The 23,055-nt window shown below is 42.2% G+C and carries 19 protein-coding genes; all 19 read right to left on the reverse strand.

Going from position 1 to position 23,055, the window contains the following annotated elements:
- Position 1 precedes the first annotated feature (1 nt).
- The 19 genes from FEK29_RS03735 to FEK29_RS03825 all read right to left on the reverse strand — a co-directional run bounded on the left by FEK29_RS03735 (position 2) and on the right by FEK29_RS03825 (position 23,039).
- Entirely contained in the window at positions 2 to 940 is a 939-nt protein-coding gene (locus FEK29_RS03735) for a Rossmann-fold NAD(P)-binding domain-containing protein (RefSeq protein ID WP_138257035.1), read from the reverse strand.
- Entirely contained in the window at positions 937 to 1,701 is a 765-nt protein-coding gene (proB, locus tag FEK29_RS03740; RefSeq protein WP_138257036.1) for a glutamate 5-kinase, read from the reverse strand. Before proB ends, FEK29_RS03735 begins: the two co-directional genes overlap by 4 nt.
- A 235-nt stretch (positions 1,702 to 1,936) precedes the next feature.
- A complete protein-coding gene (locus FEK29_RS03745) occupies positions 1,937 to 3,133 on the reverse strand; it encodes a glutamate-5-semialdehyde dehydrogenase (RefSeq protein WP_138257037.1) in 1,197 nt (398 codons plus the stop codon).
- A complete protein-coding gene (locus FEK29_RS03750; RefSeq protein ID WP_138257038.1) occupies positions 3,130 to 4,257 on the reverse strand; it encodes an aspartate aminotransferase family protein in 1,128 nt (375 codons plus the stop codon). Before FEK29_RS03750 ends, FEK29_RS03745 begins: the two co-directional genes overlap by 4 nt.
- A 361-nt stretch (positions 4,258 to 4,618) precedes the next feature.
- Complete coding sequence (gene proC, locus FEK29_RS03755) at positions 4,619 to 5,413, reverse strand: pyrroline-5-carboxylate reductase (RefSeq protein WP_138257039.1); 795 nt, start codon at positions 5,411 to 5,413, stop codon at positions 4,619 to 4,621.
- Between the two features lie 108 nt (positions 5,414 to 5,521).
- A complete protein-coding gene (argC, locus tag FEK29_RS03760) occupies positions 5,522 to 6,496 on the reverse strand; it encodes an N-acetyl-gamma-glutamyl-phosphate reductase (RefSeq protein WP_138257040.1) in 975 nt (324 codons plus the stop codon).
- Positions 6,489 to 7,676, reverse strand: a complete 1,188-nt coding sequence (gene argG, locus FEK29_RS03765; RefSeq protein ID WP_138257041.1) for an argininosuccinate synthase — start codon at positions 7,674 to 7,676, stop codon at positions 6,489 to 6,491. Before argG ends, argC begins: the two co-directional genes overlap by 8 nt.
- 42 nt (positions 7,677 to 7,718) lie before the next feature.
- Entirely contained in the window at positions 7,719 to 8,339 is a 621-nt protein-coding gene (locus FEK29_RS03770; RefSeq protein WP_138257350.1) for a GNAT family N-acetyltransferase, read from the reverse strand.
- A 237-nt stretch (positions 8,340 to 8,576) separates the two neighbouring features.
- Positions 8,577 to 9,920 (reverse strand): mannosyltransferase, encoded by a 1,344-nt coding sequence (locus FEK29_RS03775; protein ID WP_138257042.1) that lies wholly within the window; start codon positions 9,918 to 9,920, stop codon positions 8,577 to 8,579.
- Between the two features lie 191 nt (positions 9,921 to 10,111).
- A complete protein-coding gene (locus tag FEK29_RS03780) occupies positions 10,112 to 11,446 on the reverse strand; it encodes an MBL fold metallo-hydrolase (RefSeq protein ID WP_138257043.1) in 1,335 nt (444 codons plus the stop codon).
- Between the two features lie 160 nt (positions 11,447 to 11,606).
- The gene (locus FEK29_RS03785) at positions 11,607 to 13,277 is read right to left on the reverse strand and encodes a SulP family inorganic anion transporter (protein ID WP_138257044.1); all 1,671 of its coding nucleotides are present in this window, start codon (positions 13,275 to 13,277) and stop codon (positions 11,607 to 11,609) included.
- Positions 13,278 to 13,424: 147 nt separating this feature from the next.
- Complete coding sequence (locus FEK29_RS03790) at positions 13,425 to 14,918, reverse strand: alpha-L-fucosidase (protein ID WP_138257045.1); 1,494 nt, start codon at positions 14,916 to 14,918, stop codon at positions 13,425 to 13,427.
- Positions 14,919 to 15,303: 385 nt separating this feature from the next.
- Positions 15,304 to 15,882, reverse strand: coding sequence for a DUF1349 domain-containing protein (locus tag FEK29_RS03795; RefSeq protein WP_240042654.1), 579 nt, complete (start codon positions 15,880 to 15,882; stop codon positions 15,304 to 15,306).
- 407 nt (positions 15,883 to 16,289) lie between these two features.
- On the reverse strand, positions 16,290 to 16,748 hold the full coding sequence (locus FEK29_RS03800) for an SRPBCC domain-containing protein (protein WP_138257047.1): 459 nt from the start codon (positions 16,746 to 16,748) through the stop codon (positions 16,290 to 16,292).
- A gap of 405 nt (positions 16,749 to 17,153) precedes the next feature.
- A complete protein-coding gene (locus FEK29_RS03805) occupies positions 17,154 to 18,722 on the reverse strand; it encodes a carboxylesterase/lipase family protein (RefSeq protein ID WP_138257048.1) in 1,569 nt (522 codons plus the stop codon).
- Positions 18,723 to 18,904: 182 nt separating this feature from the next.
- Positions 18,905 to 19,534: a cation transporter gene (locus FEK29_RS03810; RefSeq protein ID WP_138257049.1), complete on the reverse strand. Its 630-nt coding sequence runs from the start codon at positions 19,532 to 19,534 to the stop codon at positions 18,905 to 18,907.
- 339 nt (positions 19,535 to 19,873) lie between these two features.
- Complete coding sequence (locus FEK29_RS03815) at positions 19,874 to 20,662, reverse strand: short-chain dehydrogenase (protein ID WP_138257050.1); 789 nt, start codon at positions 20,660 to 20,662, stop codon at positions 19,874 to 19,876.
- A 201-nt stretch (positions 20,663 to 20,863) separates the two neighbouring features.
- Positions 20,864 to 22,348: a cellulose synthase family protein gene (locus tag FEK29_RS03820; protein WP_138257051.1), complete on the reverse strand. Its 1,485-nt coding sequence runs from the start codon at positions 22,346 to 22,348 to the stop codon at positions 20,864 to 20,866.
- A gap of 1 nt (position 22,349) precedes the next feature.
- The gene (locus FEK29_RS03825; RefSeq protein WP_138257052.1) at positions 22,350 to 23,039 is read right to left on the reverse strand and encodes a glycosyltransferase family 2 protein; all 690 of its coding nucleotides are present in this window, start codon (positions 23,037 to 23,039) and stop codon (positions 22,350 to 22,352) included.
- Between the last annotated feature and the right edge of the window lie 16 nt (positions 23,040 to 23,055).

The raw sequence follows: 23,055 nt of genomic DNA on the forward strand, positions 1-23,055 counted from the left end.
GTTACAGGTTTTCCAGAATTTTCTTTAAAACGATTTGGGCCGCATATGTCCTGTTATTGGCCTGTTCAATGACCAAACTCTGATCGCTGTCTAAGACAGCATCCTCGACCACGACGTTCCTTCGAACCGGCAAACAGTGCATGAATTTTGCAGACCCCAGCTTCTTTTTGGTCATCATCCAATTAGGATCTTGGTTCAGGACCTTGCCATATTCCTTATAACTGCTCCAGTTTTTTATATATACGAAATCTGCATCTTGCAGGGCTTTTTCCTGATTGTATTCAATTTGGACATCCTTCGTAATAGCTGGATTAAGTTCATATCCTTTGGGATGTGTAATGACAAAATCTGCTTCCTGTAGCTGCATCATTTCCACAAAGGAATTGGCAACGGCATGGGGTAGCGCCTTGGGGTGTGGTGCCCACGACAGCACAACTTTTGGTCTTTCCTTGCTGTTGTGCTCTTCTAAGGTAATGGCATCTGCCAAGGCCTGTAAAGGGTGACCTACGGAACTTTCCATATTGACAATGGGAATACCGGCGTATTTTTTGAATCCGTTCAGGACAACTTCCGCTTCGTCCTGCTCCTTATCGGTGAGCGAAGCAAAGGCACGAATGGCCACAATATCACAGAATTGGGAAACTACTTGGGCCGCTTCTTTGACATGTTCCGATGTGTTTTGGTCCATCACCGTACCATCCCCGTATTCCAAGGTCCAACCCTCGCTTCCAAAATTCATGACCATTACGTCCATGCCCAGATTCATCGCCGCTTTTTGGGTGCTCAAACGTGTCCTAAGGCTATTATTAAAGAAGAGCATGCAAATGGTTTTATTCGCTCCTAGGTTTTTATCTGCCTTTGGTTGCGATTTTAAAATTCTTGCCTCCTTTACCCATACGGATAAATTATCAATGTCTTTAATGGATAAATAATGCGTCATACTACTATTTTTGTAAAGTTCGATGCTCCTTCAATGGCATCCAAAATAAAATTATCCTTGAGCCCGTTTACGATCCATGTTTCGATGCGGGCCTTTTTTGCGATTCTGGCCGCCTGCATCTTGGATTCCATTCCGCCCGTACCGTGGGAGGATTTTTCCAAGCTTATTTCTTTTTCCAGTTCTTCAATATTCATTACCTCCGGGATTGTCTGTGGTTTAGAATCGTGGATAGTATCCTTGACATATATGCCATCTGTATTTGTGGCGATGATCAACACATCCACATCTAAAAGGCTTGCCGCTAATGCCGCTAATTTATCGTTATCACCGAATTTGATTTCGTCCGTTGCCACCGTATCGTTTTCATTGATGATGGGAACAAAATTATTTTCTACCAAGACATTGATGGTGTTCTTGATATTTTCCTTGGATTCCGGTTTTTCAAAGTCGGAATAGGAAAGGAGGCATTGCGAAGTGAACAGTCCCAACTCCCTAAAATTCTCCTGATAGATGCGCATGAGGTGCGGCTGACCTATAGCCGCCAATGCCTGTTTCACGGTAATTTCCTTCCCATTGTGTTCCAATTTTACGAACTGCTTTGCAGCGGCGATCGCCCCGGAACTTACGATGATGAATTCATAATCGTTTTTCAGTTTGGCGATTTGCCGTGCGATATCCTCAATCTTACCTCTGGAAATCTGATCGGTTTCCTTGGTAAGGGTATTAGAGCCTATTTTTAATAAAATCCTTTTTTTCATTATTCGCTATTCGCTATTCGCTATTCGCCGTTCGCTGGACGCTTAGCCCAGTTCGTTATTAGTTGTTGGAGGGTCTTTTTATATTTTATTATTCTAACATCTAACTACTGAACTTAATTTCTTTTCCAGTCTGTTCGAATCCCTCTATTTTAAACTATAAAACAAGAACTCATATTCTTTTTCACCTTTAGGTCTCGACTGCGCTCGACCGAACAGCTTTATTTATGTTACCAACAACTTACCTAACCTGCCCATTTCCTTTCACATACCACTTGTTGGTCACCAAATGTTGAAGGCCGATAGGCCCTCTTTGATGTAATTTATCCGTACTGATGGCCAATTCACCTCCCAGTCCAAATTCGCCCCCATCCGTAAAGCGGGAGGATGCATTGTGATAAACTGCGGCAGCATCCACGGAATTCATAAACTCGGCTGCCTTTTCCTCATTGTTTGTGACGATTACGGCAGAATGCCCGCCGCCATACGTGTTGATGGTAATTATCGCTTCGTCCAAATCCGGTACCTGCCCTATGAGTATTTTATAATCCAAAAACTCCTCGTACCATACTTTTTCATTGGGCATGACCGAAGTGCCTTCCAATCCTTCCAACTTTGCATCGGTCAGAATCTCGACCTTGTGCTTTTTTAAAGATTGGATGAGGTGGTGCAAAAACTCTTGTTTTCTTGGCAAATCCCTTGAAATCAACACCTTGTCCAAGGCATTGCAGGCCGATATTTTTGAGGCCTTCCCATTGATGATAATGTCCAGGGCCATCTGTAAATCGGCATCGGTATCCACATATACAAAATTGTTGCCCCTACCGCTTACGATGACCGGGCAGCGGGCATGTTGCTTTACAAAGGCAATCAGTTTTTCCCCGCCCCTAGGGACTATCAAATCCAATTTCTGCGTTGGATGTTCCAAAAAGGCTTGGGTCTGTGTACGGTCAAATTCTAAATAGGTCACCCAATCCTTAGGACACTCGTGCTCTTCCAGCGCCTTATGCCAAAGTTCTACCAAAAATAGGTTGCTGTTCAGGGACTCCTTGCCGCCTTTCAATAAAATTTTGTTGCCCGATTTAAAGGCGATTCCCGCTGCCTCAATGGTCACATCGGGCCTTGATTCATAGATAATCAAGATGGTTCCAAAAGGAGCTGTTTTGTTACTGACCTTAATACCGTTTTCATGGGAAAAGGCAAAACGTTCAATGCCCAACGGGTCCGGTTCCGATGCCAATTGCTTCAAGGCGGAAATCATACCCGCTACTTTGGCATCGTCCACTTTCAATCGATCGCCCATGGCCAGATCCGCCCCGTCGTAATTACCCATATCCAATTTGTTGGCGGCAAACAAGGCCGATTTCTCCATGGAAATCAGTTGCGCCATGGTCGTAAGCACGGCGTTTCTGGTCGTTATGTCCAACTGTTTGTTCACTTCAATGCAGTTTTTAGGGCTTCAAAAAATATATCGATGTCTTTTTTGGAAATATTCAGGGCCGGTAGAATTCGCAGCACATGTTTGTCCTTGGCACCCCCCGTGAACAAATGATGGTCATAGATCAATTTTTTTCGCAAGGGACCCACTTCAAAACCAAATTCCAGCCCTAGCATCAAACCTTTGCCTTTCACCCTCTTCACTTGGGGTATTTCGGTAGCCTTTTTTGTAAAATAAGAGCCAAGATTGGCGGCATTTTCTATTAAATTCTCTTCTTCAATCACTTCCAAAACGGCAAGGGCAGCGGCACAGGCCAAATGGTTTCCTCCAAAAGTGGTGCCCAACATACCGTGACTTGCCTTGATGTCTTCGTGCAATAGAATACCACCTACAGGAAATCCATTTCCCATGCCTTTTGCGATACTTATAATAGCTGGTTCGATCCCATGATGCTGAAAACCGAAGAATTTCCCACTTCTCCCGTAACCGGATTGTACCTCATCGGCGATGAGGACAGCTTCATGTTCCTTGCACAGCGCGGCTATTTTTTGATAGAATTGTGTCGATGGCTCGTCCAGGCCACCAACCCCTTGGATTGCTTCGATAATGACGGCACATACATCGCCCTTGCTCAATTCTTTTTTCAAGCCTTCCGCATCGTCCAAGGCCAAAAAGGTAACTTGCTGCTGCTTGTTTATAGGAGCGTTGATGGAAGCGTTGTCCGTCGCCGCTACCGCTGCGGATGTCCTACCATGAAAACTATTTTTAAAGGCGATTATGCGTGACTTTTCCGTAATGAAGGAAGCCATCTTTAGGGCATTTTCATTGGCCTCCGCGCCCGAATTGCATAGAAAAAGATTGTAGTTTTCACAGCCTGAAAGTTTGCCCAGCTTTTCGGCGAGTTCTTCCTGAATCGGATTTTGAACGGCATTGCTATAAAACCCGATGTTGTCCAACTGGTCCTTTATCCGTTTCACATAGTGCGGATGTGAATGACCTATTGAAATCACGGCATGACCACCGTAAAAATCCAAATATTCCTGTCCTTTAGCATCGGTAACTACAATTCCTTTGGCCGAAACCGGAGTAACATCGTACAAAGGGTATACGTCGAATAGTTTCATATCATGAGCCCCCTAACCCCCAAAGAGGGTATTTTACGGGGTGTTTGTTTTAATCGTTAATTATATTTTTAAGTATCAAGTCCAAGGGTCAAGTTCAAACTCAAACTCAAATTCAAATATCAAGTTCATGTAAAAAATGTCAATTATTGGATTACTTTCTATCCCACTAGTTCACTAACTCACTTGAACACTATCTCACCAATCCCCAAATCCGCCAATCCTCAAATCCACACATCCTCACATCAATCTCCACATCAATCAATCCCCACATCCGCACATCCACAAATCCTCAAATCCACAAATTGCCCAATCCACACATCAATCAATCCATTAATCGTCAAATCCCCTAATTCCCAATACGTCACCTCTTCTTAAACTCGGTAATTTTATCGTAGGATGCCACAATACCCTGGATCAATGAGGAACTTAAACCTTGGTGCTCCATTTCGTTCAAGCCCTGGATGGTACAGCCCATGGGGGTCGTTACCCGGTCTATTTCTTCTTCCGGGTGGTTGCCGGATTCAATCAATAATTTTGCGGCACCATTACAGGTATGCATGGCCAGTTCTTGTGCTTCCCTGGCATCAAAACCAAGCTGAATGGCACCTTGGGTGGTGGCGCGGATCAACCGCATCCAAAAAGCGATGCCGCTGGCACAGATTACCGTTGCTGCCTGCATCTGCGATTCCGGAATTTCCATGGAGTGCCCCATCCTATTGAAAATGGCTTTGGCCAAATCGATCCGTTTTTTGCCTTTTTCATTACTGCAGATGCAGGTCATGGATTCACCAACGGAAATTGCCGTGTTGGGCATACTCCTAATGATGTATCTGTCTGTTCCAATTACTTCCTCAATCCTATTCAACTCAAATCCCGTGATGGTGGAGATAATGACATGATTGTCCGTGAACAGGTCTTTGACACTTTCCAGAATACTTGCAAAATGCCCTGGCTGCACCGCAAAAATCAGGATATCGCATTTGGCAACCGCTTCCCTATTATCCGGTGTGACCGTAACATTGCCATATTTCTCATATTCAGAAATGGACCTTACATTACGTTTGGTCAGGTACATGCTCGTAGCACCGTTGCTGTTCAGAATTCCTTTGGCAATGGAAAGTCCCAGATTACCTGCTCCTATGATCGCTATTTTCATTTCCCTTTTTCGTTATTCGTTGTTGGATTTTAGTTGTTGACAGTGCTTGGAAAATCTTCGATTTTATTCACTATCCCTCTAACGTACTAATCCACTATTTCACTATCATTAAAAAACCCCAGCTTTCAAATTCAGTCCCAAATTTTCTTCCAACCCTAAAATCAGGTTCATATTTTGTACCGCCTGTCCGGATGCTCCTTTTAATAAGTTATCGATGGCCGATGTTATCAAAAGGGTATCGTTGTGTTTATGCAAGTGTATATGGCAATTATTGGTGTTTACCACTTGCTTTAGACTAATAGGTTCTTCCGAAACATGCGTAAAAATGGCATCAGAATAATACTCCTTGAACAGGGATTTGGCATCTTCCAAGGAACCTGAAAAATCCGTATAAGCCGTAGCAAAAATGCCCCGTGTAAAATTCCCCCGGTTTGGTAGGAAAAACAATTCGCCAATAGGTTGCTGAAAGGAACGCAGGCTTTCGTTGATTTCCCCCAAATGCTGGTGCGTAAAGGGCTTATACCAACTTACGTTGTTGCTGCGCCAGCTAAAGTGGGAGGTGTCCGTAGGGCTTATGCCCGCACCTGTACTTCCTGTGACCGCGTTTACATGGATCTTGTCCGATAACTTTCCTGCCTTAGCCAATGGCAACAGCGCCAATTGAATGGCCGTGGCAAAACATCCGGGATTGGCGATGTATTGGGCATATTCAATATCGGAAGTATTCAATTCGGGCAGACCGTATACAAATTGTTTTCCGTTGAAATTGGCATCGGCCTGTAACCGAAAATCGTTGCTCAAATCGATGATTACCGTCTTCTCGGAAAAGTTGTTTTCCAATAAAAATTGGGAGGAATTCCCATGTCCCAAGCAAAGAAAGACAACATCCACCTCTAGGTTAACGGTTCCGGTAAATTGCATATCGGTCAGCCCAAAAAGGTCGGGATGCGCAGTATGTAAACCCTTACCGGCCCTGGTAGTGGAATAAACAAAATCGATTTCCACTGCAGGGTGATTCAATACTATCCGGATGAGTTCCCCCCCAGTATATCCCGAACCTCCAATAATACCCGCTTTAATCATTGCCTTGATTTACGTGGTTGTATATTTTTCCCGCATTGGACTGGATTTTAATAAAGCCCTTGGCTTCCTCGGCCGTCCAGCCCTTGTTCATTTCTCCATAACTTCCAAAGGAGGCATTCATAAGGTCGTGGGGTGAGGAAATACCGTTCAATCGAAACTGGAAGGGGTATAAACTCACGAACACATCGCCCGATACCGTTTTTTGGGTATCGGTTAAAAAGGCCTCGATGTTCCGCATGACGGCATCCAAATAATGTCCTTCGTGCAACAGCATCCCATAGAAATTACCTTGCTGCTCCTTTTGAAATTGTTGCCATTTGGTCAAAGTATGTTTTTCCAATAGATGGTGGGCCTTAATGATGATCAAGGCGGCCGCTGCCTCAAAACCTACCCTCCCCTTAATTCCAATAATGGTATCACCTACATGGATATCCCTGCCAATGGCATATTTGGAGGCCATTGCTTCCAATTTTTCTATGTTGTTTACGGGAGTATCGGTGGTTCCGTCCAAAGCGACCAATTCTCCTTTTTCAAAGGTCAGTTTAACATCCGTTGGCGTTTTTTCTTCCAACTGGCTGGGATACGCACTATCCGGCAGAGCCTTTTCAGAAGTCAAAGTTTCCTCGCCCCCAACCGAAGTTCCCCAAAGACCTTTGTTGATACTGTATTTGGCCTTTTCCCAAGGGTAGTCCACCCCATTTTCCTGTAGATATTTGATTTCGACTTCCCTGGCCAATTTGTTGTCACGGATGGGGGTGATGATTTCTATTTCCGGAGCGATTATCTGAAAAATCATATCGAAACGCACCTGGTCGTTACCGGCTCCCGTGCTACCGTGGGCAATGTATTTGGCTCCTATATTCTTGGCATGGTTAACGATCTCTATGGCTTGAACGATACGTTCCGCACTTACCGATAACGGATAGGTATTGTTCTTCAATACGTTGCCAAAAATTAGGTACTTTACCACTTTCTCATAAAACGTCTGTACGGCATCAATAGAGGTGTAGGAAGTGGCGCCAAGTTCCAAGGCCTTTTTCTCAATGTTTTTAATTTCCTCAGGAGTAAACCCTCCTGTATTTACGCTCACGGCATGGACCTCAAATCCTTTTTCCTTTGATAGATATTTGGCGCAATAGGAGGTGTCCAATCCACCGCTGTATGCTAAAACTAATTTCATTACTTATTCTATTTAGTTCCCCAATTGGGAATCAATTTGATATTATTTATTCTCTTTTTTAAAGAACAAGGCCTCCTTGATACTTTTTAATCGTTTAAAGGATTTGCTATTAATCTCCTTTTTCTTCTTGTCCTTTTCCTTGCGTTCCGGATCGTAAAGCATTCCCGTGCAAAGACACATTTTACGCTCGGTACGGGTCAGAATATCGAAGTTTTTACAGGTTTGGCAACCTTTCCAAAATTCGGGGTCGTCCGTTAGTTCTGAAAATGTAACAGGTTGGTATCCAAGATCGTAATTGATTTTCATTACTGCCAATCCTGTAGTGATTCCGAATATTTTGGCATTTGGGAATTTCTCCCTACTCAGTTCAAAAATCCTACCCTTAATGGCCTTTGCAAGTCCGTGACCTCTATAATCAGGGTGTACGATCAACCCAGAATTGGCCACGAATTTTTCATGGCCCCATACTTCGATATAGCAAAATCCGGCAAATTTGTCCCCGTCCAAGGCAATAATTGCATTTCCGTTGGACAATTTCTTTTGAATATATTCTGGAGTGCGCTTTGCAATCCCCGTTCCACGAACTTTGGCGGATTCCGCGATGGTATCGCAGATAATCTGTGCATATTTAAAATGTGATTCGTTAGCAACAACTAGTTTCATTGCCATGTTTGGATTTTAATAAGAAATAAAAATAAGATTTTGCTCGTGCGGAAATGGACTCACCTAATTCCATTAAAAATGTACAACCCTTACGGGCGACGACGGCGAGATACGAACGGACTGATGGGAGTACTGATACTCGTAAAAATCGAAATGTAAAGCTTCTCGTTCATTATGAAGTAAAAGTACAAATTAAATTGTACCTAAGTAATAATGGGCCTATTTTTTACAAAAAGCTTACTTTTTGTTAGGATGCACGAAAATTTCATATCCCATAAAACCCAATACCACGGCATATTCCAAAGCCAGAAGCAGTAAATTTTCCTCATTGTTCACTTGGGAATAGGCAAAATAACTGAGAACGATCATACCTGTCCAGATTACAGGAAACTTAACAGAAATAAAGACGCCCAAAAGCAAGACCGAAATGATGTACCACGGATGGACCGTTGTTGAAATCATGTAGTACATCGTGAGAAGCCACATCATGGAAGCCATGAGTGTTAGGAGGTCCTTATTGTTCCTTAGAAAAGTAAGGAGTAGGGCCGTAATTAAGGTTAAATAAGGAACAATTTTGCCATACTCCTTTATGAATTCCCAGGGTTTTTCATCCATGGCAATGGCAACGCGTTTTGTCACATTGTAGAAGCCTGCATTGAATTCAAAGTTTGAAAACCAGAGTCCGACAGTCTCTGTATAGTTGGTTAAAAAGGCAGGGTCATAAAAAGGCAAAAACAATAGGATCGAAATACCTGCAATGATAAGATAAAAAGGCAGGCTCTTTTTTAGTCCGAAATATGTTAAGAACAAGGGCATAAAAAGCAGGGGAACCAATTTGACCGATATGGAACAGGCCATGACGATGGCCGCAAGCTGCCATTTGTTTTGGGACAATAAATACAGCGACCACACCAGAAAAAACAGCATGATACCTTCAAAATGAAGGTTACCGGTGAGTTCAACGATGACCAAGGGATTCAAAAAGTACCAACAGATAAGGTGCGGGGACCTATTGAGGTTTTTTAATAGTTTCCGGCCAAAATAAAAGATACCCAAATCGGCCAGGATAATCGTGCTTCTTAGAACTACAATTGAGCCCAAGATGGACTTTCCGCCTAACAGTGCCGCAAGGGCAAATACTATTTGGTGCAAAGGAGGATAGCTGCTGTAATGTTTGGCGCTTAGACTACCCATTCCCTGGTGCAATTCCTGTGCGTTCGCAATGGGAAGGTCCCGATTTTCAATAAGGGTATTTGGAACTTCCAAGTACGGATTCAAAAGGTTTATGATGAGTTCCCCGTCCCAAATAAAACGAAAATAATCCTGGGACAAGTGTGGCTCAAGCGGGATAAAAATCAGCCTGAACAATATTCCCGAAACCAACAGAAAACGAAAGTTCCATTTTTCGAATTGGATAAGTTTCCAATAGAAAAAGAAAAGTGCCGCAAATAGAGTAAAAAGCTTTACATAGTCCGTTCGTTCCAAATGATAGGCTAGACTATAGTAAAAAACCATGGAGAACAGCGCAAAGAGTAAGGGCAGTCTATGAAGTTGAAAATACGTTGTCAGCCTTCTGGGCACGTTATTTAGTTTGGTTGAACAAGCACACTAATTTAGCGGATTATTTCAACTCCAAAAATATGAGCTTCTCAAAGTGTTTGAAATTCGTTTATATAACGATATCCAAGATTGTCTCTCACGCAAAAACTCGGGGGCATTTTTGGTTGTATTCTTTTCAAAAAGGCAAGAGGCTATAGCCAAATCCATGGGTATTAGACGTTTTTGAATTCCTTTACCTCCTCACCAAGGTCCAAAACTTTGGCATTTTCCATTAGTTTTTGAAGCAAACTACTCCCAGCGGCACTTCTATACCCTCCCGCGCAGTGCACGACAATCGGTTTGTCCCGCGGTATATCCTTGTATGTATTTCTAAGATTGTTCAGGGGATGTGTTAAGGCCCCTCCAAAAAAGGTTCCTTCATTGATTTCGCTTTGGTTACGAATATCCACAATGGTATAATTGGAGGGATTCTTTTTGAAATCGGATAAATCCAGTCCATTGCTCTGCTCCAAATGCTTTTTATCCGGGGTTATGACCGATTTTAATTGGCTTTCATACCCAATTTTGGACACCCTATTCAATATTGCTTCCAAGTCATACGGATTATCGATGACGATATGGAAAGGCTCTTCCGGTGCTATTATGGAACCCAACCAAGTTTCGAATTTGTCTTTTGGTGAATTGGCCTGTATGTTAATGCTCCCCGGTAAATGGCCTTTCTTAAAATCCGATTCATTTCGTGTGTCCACAAGCCATCCATTTTCCATGGCATTGAACTTAAACTCTATAGACGCTGTCGCCTTTCTAACATTCTTTGAGCCCATTTTGTTTATGTCCACGTTAAAACCAAAATAGGAGGGAATAAAGGGCTGACTATCCAATAAATAGCTTGTAAATTCCTCCTTGGTCAGTTCCTTAAAAGCCCAGTTTCCCTGCCGTTCCTCTCCTAAGGTACTGCTACTGGCGGAACTTAAATTTTTACCACAGAGCGAACCCGCTCCGTGTGCAGGATACACTATGGCCTCGTCCGGTATACCTTTGAACTTGTTCCTTATGGTGTGATACATCATTTCCGCCAATTCTTCACGCTTTGCCTTCATGTTGCCCGACTTCTCCCTTAAATCAGGTCTTCCAACATCGCCAATGAACAACGTATCCCCAGTAAAAAGAGCCATTTGATTATCATCTTTGGCAATTATCGTGATACTGTCCGGGGAATGCCCCGGCGTATTAATGGCCGATAACGTTACGTTTCCCAGGTTCAAGGTAACACCTTCGTCAAATGCGGTAAAGGGATAAGAGGCACCCAACTTTTCGCTGTTGTAAATCGTAGCACCTGTTTCCTCATGTATTTGAAGATGGGAACTTACAAAATCGGCATGTGGATGTGTTTCCATGACCGCAACGATATCCGCATCGTTTTCATGGGCATACTCATAATATTGTGTGGGATCTCTTTCCGGGTCTATGATGGACATCTTCCCATCGCTTATTATGGCATATGAATAATGGGCCAAAGGGGCATATTCAAATTGCTTTATAATCATAATGTGTAGTTCTCTATTTTTAAAAAAGTATCCCAAATAAAATAGGACATTCTATAAAAATAGACAGTAACAAAGGTTACATTGAACTTCATTTAAGAAAAATTTTGACCTTATAAAGCGCATCGTTCGCTCCAAAAGGAAAAGTCCTGTAAATCGAAAATCAGCTCGATATTTCGCCTGCTTTCAATTTGTCCCTAAGATAGGAATAGCTATCCCCAATATGCTCAAAAATATCTTCGGGAGGTATAAGGTCAGGAATAATATCCACGGCCTCCAACATGTCCCTGGGCTGCTCCTTCAGACCCACCAAGATCACCTCAATATTTTCCAGTTCAAGGTCCAAAATCACTTCTTCCAAGGTATATAGCCCGGTCTGGTCCATGTAGGGTACGCGGTCCATGCGTATGATTACCGCTTTTACATCTTGGGAAAGGGTCTTGATCTGGTCCTTGAAATAAGAAGTAAAACCAAAGAACAAGGGCCCATATAAATGTTTAACGATGACCTTGTCCTTGTATTTATCGTAAAACTCTATCTCGTCCTGCCAAGGTTTCTCTCCGTCTATTTCGGCTATATTTCCCACTTCCAGTCCTTTTTCGCCTATGTCGCCGGATTTTTTCATGAACAACAGACAAGCCAGGGCAATCCCGATTCCTACTGCGTGAATCAAGCTACCAAACGTGGTTACGGACAGCACCAACAGAAGTACGACGGCATCTGCCTTGGGTACTTTTCGCAGATGCTTCAGCCCCTTAAAATCGATGATTTTAAACCCGATGGGAATCAGCAATCCGGCCAGAACACTAAGCGGAATGTGCGCGGCCAGTTGTCCAAGCCCCAATAAAACGGCCAAAAGGAATAGGCCATGGAAAATCCCCGATAAACGCGTTTTCCCGCCCGCATTGATATTCACCACGGTTCCCTTGGTGGCTCCCGCACCGGGAATCCCGCCAATGGCGGCCGCCAACATATTTCCAATTCCCTGCCCAATGAGCTCCCTGTTGCTATTGTGCTTGGTCTTGGTCATATTGTCCGCGATAACGGATGTCAACAACGAATCGATACTGCCAAGAACGGCCAATACCAAGGCAAATTCTATGATCTTTGGATAGGCAATTGGGGGAACGCTAAAGATGCCCCCAAGTTGGAAGGCGGGCAATCCGGACGGAATCTCCCCGATCAATGGCACGTCCATTTTGGCAAAATAGGCTATCAAGGTCGCTACGATCAATGCCACAAGGGCACTGGGAATGGCCTTGGTGATTTTCGGAAAAAGGAAATACACCGCAATGGTTATGGCCCCCAACAACAGGGCATTGAGATTGGTTTCGGAAGCAATTCTTGGTAAATCCTTTATGACCGATACGGTCGACTTAGCCGAGTCCATGCCCAAAAATGGAAAGATCTGCAAAATGACGATGATAAGGCCCACCCCGCTCATGAATCCCGAGATTACCGGATAGGGAAAATATTTCACATAGCCCGCTATATTCAAAAATCCAAAAATGACCTGAAATGCACCACCCAATAAAAACGTCAATAATATGATGTTCATGGAACCCTCCGTACCACCGTTCATTTGCATGGCAGTAGCCACCAAGGCTGCCGATACCACGGTCATGGGACCTGTTGGACCACTGGCCTGTGTCTCCGTTCCCCCAAACATGGCTGCAAAAATACCTACCGCTATGGCCCCATAGAGCCCTGCCGTTGCACCGAGGCCGGACTGTACACCAAAGGCCAAGGCCAAGGGCAAGGCGACTACCCCGGCAACCAAGCCACCTGTAAAGTCCCCTTTTAAATGTTTGGTATTGAATAGTTTATTGAGCATAGCGTTCTATTTTGGTTAGTTTTATCGGATTAATAATAAGTAAGTTATCCGTCAGGATTGTATCTGAAAGATACCAAATCTGAAAGTTTTTTATAGCTGCTATCGATGAAAGCTTTTTGTAGACCTACATAAAACTATGTTACTGGATTATTCCAACTGGGTAACCTTGATGGTCCATACATGGTCGCTAGGGGGATTCTTCCGGATGGATCTTGGAATGTTTACCACGAAGCCTTCCCCTTGGGGCGTCCACTTTAAAACCTCATCATATCCCAAAAGCGTTACGGTACTTCCTTTTTTGGGCCGATGCGATTTTATGGGAATCGTTGCCGGTATTTCCGTTTCCCCTTCCTTCGCGAGGTACAGAAAGTAGGTTGTACCATCCTTCTGTTGGGTCATACAAATGTTATCCTCTTTGTAGGGCGCCAGGGTATGGCTATTGTAAATGGCTTCATTGTTGATGTCCATCCACTTTCCATATTCCTGGAGCAAATTATAGGCACCCGGGTCCCATTCCCCCTCAGGCGATGGGGCAATGTTCAACAACAGATTACCTCCCTTGGTCACAATATCCACCAACATTTGTATACCCTCCTTACCTGTCATGTAATTGGAATCCGGCGTGTAGGACCAGCCATCACTTGAAATGATGCAGGATTCCCAAGGGTAGGGCAGTTCCTTTTCCGGTACGCGGTTTTCCGGGGTGAGGTAATTTTGATTTTTTCCGTAAACGGCACGGTCCACGACAATGAGCCCGGGTTGTTTTTCACGGGCCTTGGTCACCAGTTCATCCATGCGGATATCCTGGGATACCATTCTGTGTTTTATGAAACCATTTCCCGAAGCGTTTTCGATAAACTTTTCCGCATAGTTTTCCTCCAAGTTCTGTTGATCCCGTTTTTTTACCCAACCGCCATCGAGCCAAATAATGTCCACCTTGCCATAGTCCGTCAGTAATTCCAACAATTGATTATGCGTGAACTGTACGTACTTTTCCCATTTTTCAGGATATAGGGCAGGGTCATAGTTTACATTCCTGTCCTGTGGCGGAAAATAAGGGTCCCAGTAGTTTTCATGGTGCCAATCCGGTTTGGAAAAATAGGCACCTACCCACATATCCTTCGCCCTAAAGGAATCGAAAATTTCCTTGGTGATATTTGTCTTGGGATGTTGGCTAAAGGCGCATTCCGGGTCCGTTACCTTATAATCCGTATACTTGGAATCGAACATGGAAAACCCATCATGGTGCTTGGTGGTAAAGACCACATAGCGCATTCCGGCGGCCTTGGCGGCATCGGCCCATTTATCCGGGTCAAATTTTACGGGGTTAAACGTCTTTTTTAGCCCTTCATATTCCTTTTTATATTCAAAATAATTCTGGGGATTACTTCCTTTGGTACGTTCGCACCAACCGTAGTCCTCCGGGCAAATGGACCATGATTCTACAATGCCCCATTGGCTATAGGGCCCCCAATGCATGAGGAGTCCGAATTTTATATCCTGCCACTGGTCCAGTTTTTCCAGCACCAAGGGATCCGTTTCGGGAACATAGCGTTCGTCTTCCAATATGGCCTGGGAAAAGGAATAGGAGGTAAACAGAAGGATTAAGGCGATGGCTAATTTTTTCAGGGATGTTTTCATGGTTGATTACGTTAAGACCGAAAATTGAAAATCGGACAAATAAGCTGAAATATAGCAAATCTGGAAATCAATAATAAGAAGAAGGCTCCTAAAGGTTGATAAAAATAAAAGGGCCAAGTAAAATGCTCTAGAGGTCAAATTTTGGAAATAACTTTTAGTAATTAGTTCAATGATCTCGATTATTGGCAGTTGTTTTTAGAATAATTTACCATGTCCTTTTTTTCATAAGCTCAGGAATGCTGCGGCAGATTAGCCATAGAAATCTATCGTGAATTAGGCTATAATGGTCTATTTTAGGCGTGTGGCCTTAAAATGATTCCTCATTTATCCATTGGTTTTAGTCCACGCATAAGAAGCATTGTTATTTTAAGCAGTTTGACAATGGTTATTTTTTTATACTTTCCAACCATTCCAATCTTTTCAAGTCCCCTAAATGTTTGATGGTAAACCCTTCAAAGATGGCTTTAAAGCCATCTCCATCTGGACTTGCCGCCATCATACCTACCTTTACCGGAATCCTATCTTTTAGATAGCATAGGTTGCTCATCGCATAGTCCTTGCCATCCAGGGAATAATATATTTCTACCGCATCTAATCTTCTAATAATCTTAATCCATACGGATTTAGGTCTTTCCAATAATCTAATAATGCTCCAGCTACTTTGACGGTTCGTTACTACGGTACTGTAATTATACATGCCGTCAACATATTCAATTCCAGTTTTTATCCAATGTTTTTCGTTAATACGTAACATCATCCCCATTTGGTCATATTGGGTTTTATAGGAACCTGTAATTTTTAAGGTGGCCTCAAACTCGCCACCTCTGACAGTATAATAAAACGGACCATCGTCTACCGTAAATCCATAACGTGTTTTACGCCAATAGTCTGATTGCGGGGTTACGAACAATTCTAATCTGTCGTCTGAAATGTTCCAGGAGCTTGGTTCATTATACCAGTTCATGGAATTTAAGTTTTGTGAAGAAGCTTTGTTTGCCATGGGTTGCATTCCTAAAATTGTATGCTATTTAATCGCGTTTGTGACCGTACTGCGAGTAAAGTAATGTGAGTTAAAAAGGTCTATTTTCATTGGGCCAAGATAAGGCTTCCCACCTTCTGCATGTTTGTATGGTGCATTTCTTACTTTATATGGATTTTAAATGAAATATAACGAAAGCCCTTTAGAAAAATATGGTTATCCTTTCAAATTTGGAATTGAAGCTATCCAGTTGGGCTAGATGAGCAAAGACAATAAATTTTGAAACAAGCGGCTAACATTGCAAAATCTGGGCTGTCCTATGATGAGAACTATGTATCGAAATTGAACTAAAAGAACTTGTTTTTTAACTTAGTTCTTTGTTAGGTGCAGTTTTATTTTTCTGAAATCTCTTTCAATTTGTCTAATGCGCTGGGATAAGTATTATCAAAGTAGTCAAGGTATTCATCAACAACATCCAGTTCCACAATTACGGTAGTGATTCCATTATTTTCTTTGAACTTATAGTTTTCAAGTCCGCCAGCCCATTTTTCTACCTTTTCCCCAGTTGTTATTTCAGTCTCTCCATCCAGAATACCATAGTGACGAATTGAAACAAAATCGGCAGGTTTGTTTTCAACAATTTCCGAAACCATGCCTCCTTTTTTACCATTTTCATCTAATCCGATAAAATGAATTTTACTTCCTTTATTCCAGCTTCCCTCAAAAGTTGATGTTGGGTTAAAAGCTGATGTCCAATATTCATAGGTGGATTTATCATTTAACCCTAGCATCGCTTCATAGACATTTTGGGATGAAGAATTTATCTTCTTTTCGTATTTGATTTTTTTCATCACTCGATATTTTAAAGTTTTAAATTAATCATTTTGTCTATCTCCAGAATTATAATAAGAAAAGACAAACGTACCTAAGTACGTTTATTTCTTTTTTACGAGTACTAATCTAATGGATTTTAATATTCTATACACCCAATAGTAATGGATTATGGTCAACAAAATGATTCTACATTAAAAAAAAGAATCGCGATAGCCCTTCTTTTTCATTTAAGCTATTTTTAATTGCTAGGCCCTGGCAGTTAGGTCTTTAAAGGGGAAAAGGATAATGCCTAGGAACCGCCTAAAGAGATCATTCGAGCTTGCCAGTTTGCTCCTAAATAAAAAGGGGCCCTTGTTCATGGCCCCTTTTCCGTATTTTTAATTTGTTCACATCCATTTTAAATACATACTTGAGGTATCCGGCTAATCCAGTGGCCTGATCATTTTCATCAACTCCCGGTCATGGTTATGCACTATGCGGCATTCCGTATCAAAATACATCGTGGCGCCATTGTCCGCGGTATAAGGTTCCCACTCTGGAAGTACCCCTTGTACGTTGGGATTTCCCGTTTTTACAAAATTGATCCAGGCAGAACTCATCTTGTCGGCCAATGCCCAGGCATCCTCTCCATTGCCGGTCCAGTCTGACCTTAGATCGACCGTATTGAAGGCCAAAGGAATGTCCAAACCATGGAACGAACCCTTAGAGGCATTTTCAACGGGGCTTTTCCAGGCCAATAGGTACGCGTATACAGGTGCATCTGTTTCTTCGGCCCTGGCATCGGCAGTACGAATGGTATAGGGCCTGAACATTTTATCAATGGACAACAGGTCCTGAGGGGTATAATCCGGATACGCTTTTTCGTATAGCGATACAAATTCATCGGTCCTGTCTCCATATTCCTTGGCCAGACTGTCCTTGGCCTGTTCCAATGTCAGTGTCTTGTTTCCATAGGCGACAGGCATCAGCTCGTTCAAGGTTGAACCGATCATCACGGGAATGTTTTTTGAAATATCGGCAAAGCCTGGGCTAAAAGGCTGTTGAAGCAATACCTCGCCGTCTACCGAGGGTGCAAAACCAAACATTCCAGACGAACCCGGAATTCTAGGGCCTGAAATTTCGGCTACGGCCTCATTTCCTGCTTTCACAAGATCATGATACGGAATGGTGTCCAGCTTTTTAACGTCTTCCGGGGTAAGGTTTAATTTCTCAAGCACGGTTGCCGCCAGTTTCTGTGACTTCTCTTTGGTCATTGAATTTATCAAGGTACCGCTTTGTATAATCGCCTTGTTGAATAAGCCTTTCGCCGCAGGCATACACATTAAGGTACCTACTTTTCCACCACCCCCGGATTCTCCAACAATGGTCACATCCGAAGGGTCTCCCCCAAATTTTGCAATATTGTTTTTGGTCCATTCCAATGCTTTTACGATGTCCAGCATGCCCACATTTGCCGATTGTGCATAGGAATCGCCATAAGCGGATAGGTCAAGAAATCCTAGAATGTTTAATCTATGATTGACCGAAACCATTACAATATCTCCTTTCTTGGCCAAGGCCTCTCCATAAGTCATGGGGTCGTTACTGGCACCCACAAAAAATCCACCCCCGTGTAACCAAACCATTACGGGACGTTTTTGACCGTCTTTTATTCCACGGGTCCAGATGTTCAGGCTAAACAGATCCGTCTCGCTCTGCATCTCATCAGGATACCAAGGCACTACTTGTCTGGCTACAGGCCCAAAATCCGTACATTCGCGTACATCGTCCCAAGCCACTGGATCCTGTGGAGGCATAAATCTTTCTGCCTTGGCATAGGGAATTCCCTTGTAGGCATAAACGCTATCATTTACGCTTCCGGTTATCTTCCCGTTGGTGGTTTCAATTACCAAATCTACTTCTGCGGTTGGTTTTGGGTCGGATTTACAGGAGGTAAAACTTATTGCCGCAAAAAATAGAAATAGCGTACACGTCTTTAAAAATGGTCTCATAATTTGTTCGGTATTACAGATTTAATTAGTGTTAAATGTACACTAAAAAATCAGTTTACCATAACATTGTTTTTTCCACGTTTCTTAAAGACTGGTTTTACGGGCCTCTTGCCCTCTTTTTCAACAAACAGAATCGCTTTTATAAGCCTTGTTCCATCTGGGTTTAATGAAACACCGATTCTTTAATCGCAACAACAATTCTTGTCGCTTTTTGCTTTTTCAAAACACTCCTTTCCTTCCTTAAAGGCAAGGTATGCAAGTCCCAGCGTTCCAAGACTGTCTATGTATGGAATTCCGAACAGTTCATAAATACCACTACTCACAAGTAGGATTATGGACATGTAAACGCAAACCATAGTACAATTAGCATCGGCTAAAATTGGTGCAGAATTGAGTCGGTTTCCTACGTTCCTTTTCCAAACGACCAATATCCACATAATTAAAATTGATATGGCTGAAATCACGACTCCCCAAAACGTTGTAAGCGGTTTATGTCCTGTCCAAATGTTGAAAATACTTGTAATTACAAGTCCATAGACCAAAATATAAAAGGCAATTCCGGTAATTCTCAAGGCTGTACGCTCAAAATCATCCCGTTTACTATCTGGATTATTTTGGATTCTTATAATCATATGGGCAATCCCGAGTCCGGAAATCACCTCGATAAAACTATCCGAACCAAAACCAAAAAGAGCCAGACTTTCATCTTCAAAGCCCAGATACGTTGATATCAGTCCCTCCGCAACGTTGTAGATGATCGTAAATACCGCCAGTCCGAAGGCTATTTTGTATAGTTTCTTTTTATCCGCCATTACATTTGTAACAATTTTGTTTTTTCTCAGTTCCAAGAACATAAGGAATTTAGACAAAATAACAGATCAAAACAAAAAGGACAATCGATGCCGTGGGAATGGATTCTTGCGGCCATTTAGCTCAATACTGGTCAAAGCAGTATTTTAATAAAACCCCCAGCTCATAAAATATAATCCCTTGTATTGCCATGAACATGAACCTAAGGATTGTGGAATTTATGGTTTTTAACCCTTTTGAGGAGCTATGCTAAAAAGAGAAAAAGAAGTACTATTGTTTAATGGGACCACACGAATGGATGCCTGCGGTAGCGGGGGGGTAGCGGGGGTTGGCAATAGTATTTATTTCCCAATTTTACCTTTTAGCTGTTGTAACTTTTTTTTCGCTGCCTCAATTTTCTCTTTCTTTTTTAATTCGTCAAGTTGTTCATCAAGGATAATTTCTATTCCGACCCTTAATGTATCGAAATGCTCTAAACAAGTGTTTTCATCTAGTTGATGAATACCAAGACTAAGTACTGAATACATTGTTCGATTATCTACTAAAAATGAAGGTAAATAAGATTTAAGCAATTCGATTTTCTCATCCATTCGTGCTTTCTGAAATTTGGATTCGTCTACAGTTTTAATGGCAAGTCCTTTTTCGTAAGCCTTGTCAATTAAAAATTCAAAAATTCTTCTTAGGTAGACAAAAGAACCAATTCCAACTCCGTTAGCAGCTAATCCAATAGCTCGTGTAAATTCTTTCAATTTCTCTGAATTGAGAAGCTTGCTATATTGCTTTATCTCGCCGATATGTAGATCTGCAACAGATGGAAATTGTCCAACTTTCATAAGAATTTGTGACTCTGGCTCCCACAAACAATAGTATCTAAAAATATCATTATATCTTTTACATTGTATTTCAACACTTGCAAAACCTCCATTTGTCTGAAAATCGTTGTCAGCATATCTTAAAGTTCTAGAAATAGCAAATGTCGTTTCAACTTTCCGCCAAGGATTATATCCCTCGACATTTATATTACGATAGCTGTAAACTATTTTTTCGAATTCGTTTTGGTCAGTCTCTTCTATTTTTATTTTCGTATAGATTGGTGTGTTAAATAAAAAATTATCAAGATTAAAATTCATATTTAGTAAGTAGTGTTAAATTATTGCCAACAATCGCATAAACGTACCTAGGTACGTTTATACCCGTTTTACGAATACTAATCTAATGGATTTTAATGGTCTATACACCCAATAAAAATGGAATATACTTAACAAAATGGTACTTAAACAAAAAAAGGACGGCAATTGCCGTCCTTTTTTTGTTTAAGCTATCTATAATTTCTATGCCCTGGCCGTTAAGCTTTTAAAGAAGACAAAGCTAAACCCTAGGAACAACATAAAGTGGAACGGGAACAGTCCAAAATCGTTTAAAGGTACCGCACTGTACATGCCAAAAAGGAAATACAACATTAAGGCGAACTCCAAGATCATGTTGGGGGACAGTTTCTTGGCCAAGTACTTGTTGCCCTTCCAGCTTTGTGTCAGGTTATTGATATTGAATTTGGGTGTACGTACAAATTCACTTCTTTTGCCCATGTGGCCCTCCAACACCGCGATGGAGTTGTGCAAAGAAAAGCCCAAGGCCACCGAGAAAAAGGTAAAGAACAGTTTTATATAGTCCACAAAATTGTCGAAACTACTGCCCTGTACGCTCTTGTAGGTAAACCAATAACAGATAAAAAGGATGATTGTACTAAGGATAAAGAAGCTGGTCGCCTCAAATACCCACGCCAAGTGCCCGTACATGTTTTTTATGTACAACATAGGAATACTCAACAAGGCCACAGTGAACACACAAAGGAACATACTACTGTTCAACAAGTGCATGACACCATGAAATTTGGTTTTAAAAGGAATGTTCTTGGCGCTGATTACGCTCCAAACGGTCTTTCTAAAGTTTTCCGCGCCGCCCTTGTTCCAACGAAACTGCTGCGAACGGGCCGCACTGATTACGACAGGAAGTTCGGCCGGTGTCTCCACATCCTCCAAATATTTAAACTTCCAATTCTTTAATTGGGCACGGTAGCTTAGGTCCAGATCCTCGGTCAAGGTGTCACCTTCCCAGTTACCGGCATCCAAAATGGTTTCTTTTCTCCAGATACCAGCGGTTCCGTTAAAGTTGATAAAGTGTCCTTTGGCATTCCTACCTACTTGTTCCAAGGTGAAGTGTGCATCCAACGCAAAGGCCTGTATTTTGGTCAAGGTTGAATAGTCGCGGTTGAGGTGGCCCCAACGGGTCTGTACCACACCAATTTCCGGATCTTTAAAGTAGATAACGGTTTTCTTCAACCAATCCGAAGACGGCATAAAGTCGGCATCAAAAATAGCGATAAACTCGCCTTTGGCAATATTTAGTCCTTCCTTTAGGGCGCCGGCCTTAAAGCCCGTTCTATCCGTTCTACGGATATGCTGTATGTCCAATCCAGTTTCCTGAAGTTCGGATATGCGTTTTGAGGTAACCGCCACGGAGTCATCCGTAGAGTCGTCCAACACCTGAATTTCCAACTTGCTTTTTGGGTATTCAATCTTGGCAATGTTTTCCAACAAACGTTCCATCACGTATTCCTCGTTGTACACGGGAAGCTGAATGGTCACAAATGGAATTTCCCTTGGGTCCAACAAATTGAATTTTGGAGCGGTCTGGTTTTTTCTTTTTTGGGTAAGGTAATTGACCAAAAGGTTCAATTGGGCCAAACTGTAAAAGAAGATCAACAGCAGTGCAATGCTATAGATCGCGATGATAATGTAAGAGATGGTAATTGCCATATTATTTTAAACTGTATTTAAAGATCCAACCCAATATTTTTACTCCGGCAAAGATAGTACCTTTTACCGTACCGGACACTTTTGAAACACCAATTCTTTTTTTGTAACGCACTGGTACTTCGGTATATGCCATTTTTTTTCGCAAAATTTTCAATTGCATTTCTACCGTCCATCCGTACGTTTTGTCCTCCATTTTCAATTCTTTGAGACTTTCGTATTTTATCGCCCTAAAAGGTCCCAAATCCGTAAATTTAGAGCCAAAAAACAAGCGCATTAAAAATGTGGCCAATTGGTTGCCAAAAACCTGTTGCGGGGTCATGGAACCTTCCTCCCGCAAACTTTTTTTTCTGGCCCCTACAACAAAATCAAGATCGTTTTCAATAATGGGAGCTACAACTTTATCCAATTCCTCCGGATAGTCGGAGTAGTCTCCGTCGATAAATACGATAATATCCGGTTGTTTGGATTGTTTGGCGATGTAATCCATACCGCAAAGACAGGCATACCCATACCCTTTCTTGGTCTCGGTGAGCACCGTAGCCCCAGCGGCACGGGCATTTTCAACGGTTGCATCGGTAGATGCATTGTTAATAACTATTATTTCGGAAACCGATTTTGGAAGGTCGTGGATGACGTGCGCAATGGAATCTGCTTCGTTGAAGGCGGGTATAATGACTTTAATGTCCTTCATTATCTTAATTGAAAAG

It is taken from the genome of Maribacter aurantiacus, assembly GCF_005780245.1.
GTDB lineage: Bacteria > Bacteroidota > Bacteroidia > Flavobacteriales > Flavobacteriaceae > Maribacter > Maribacter flavus.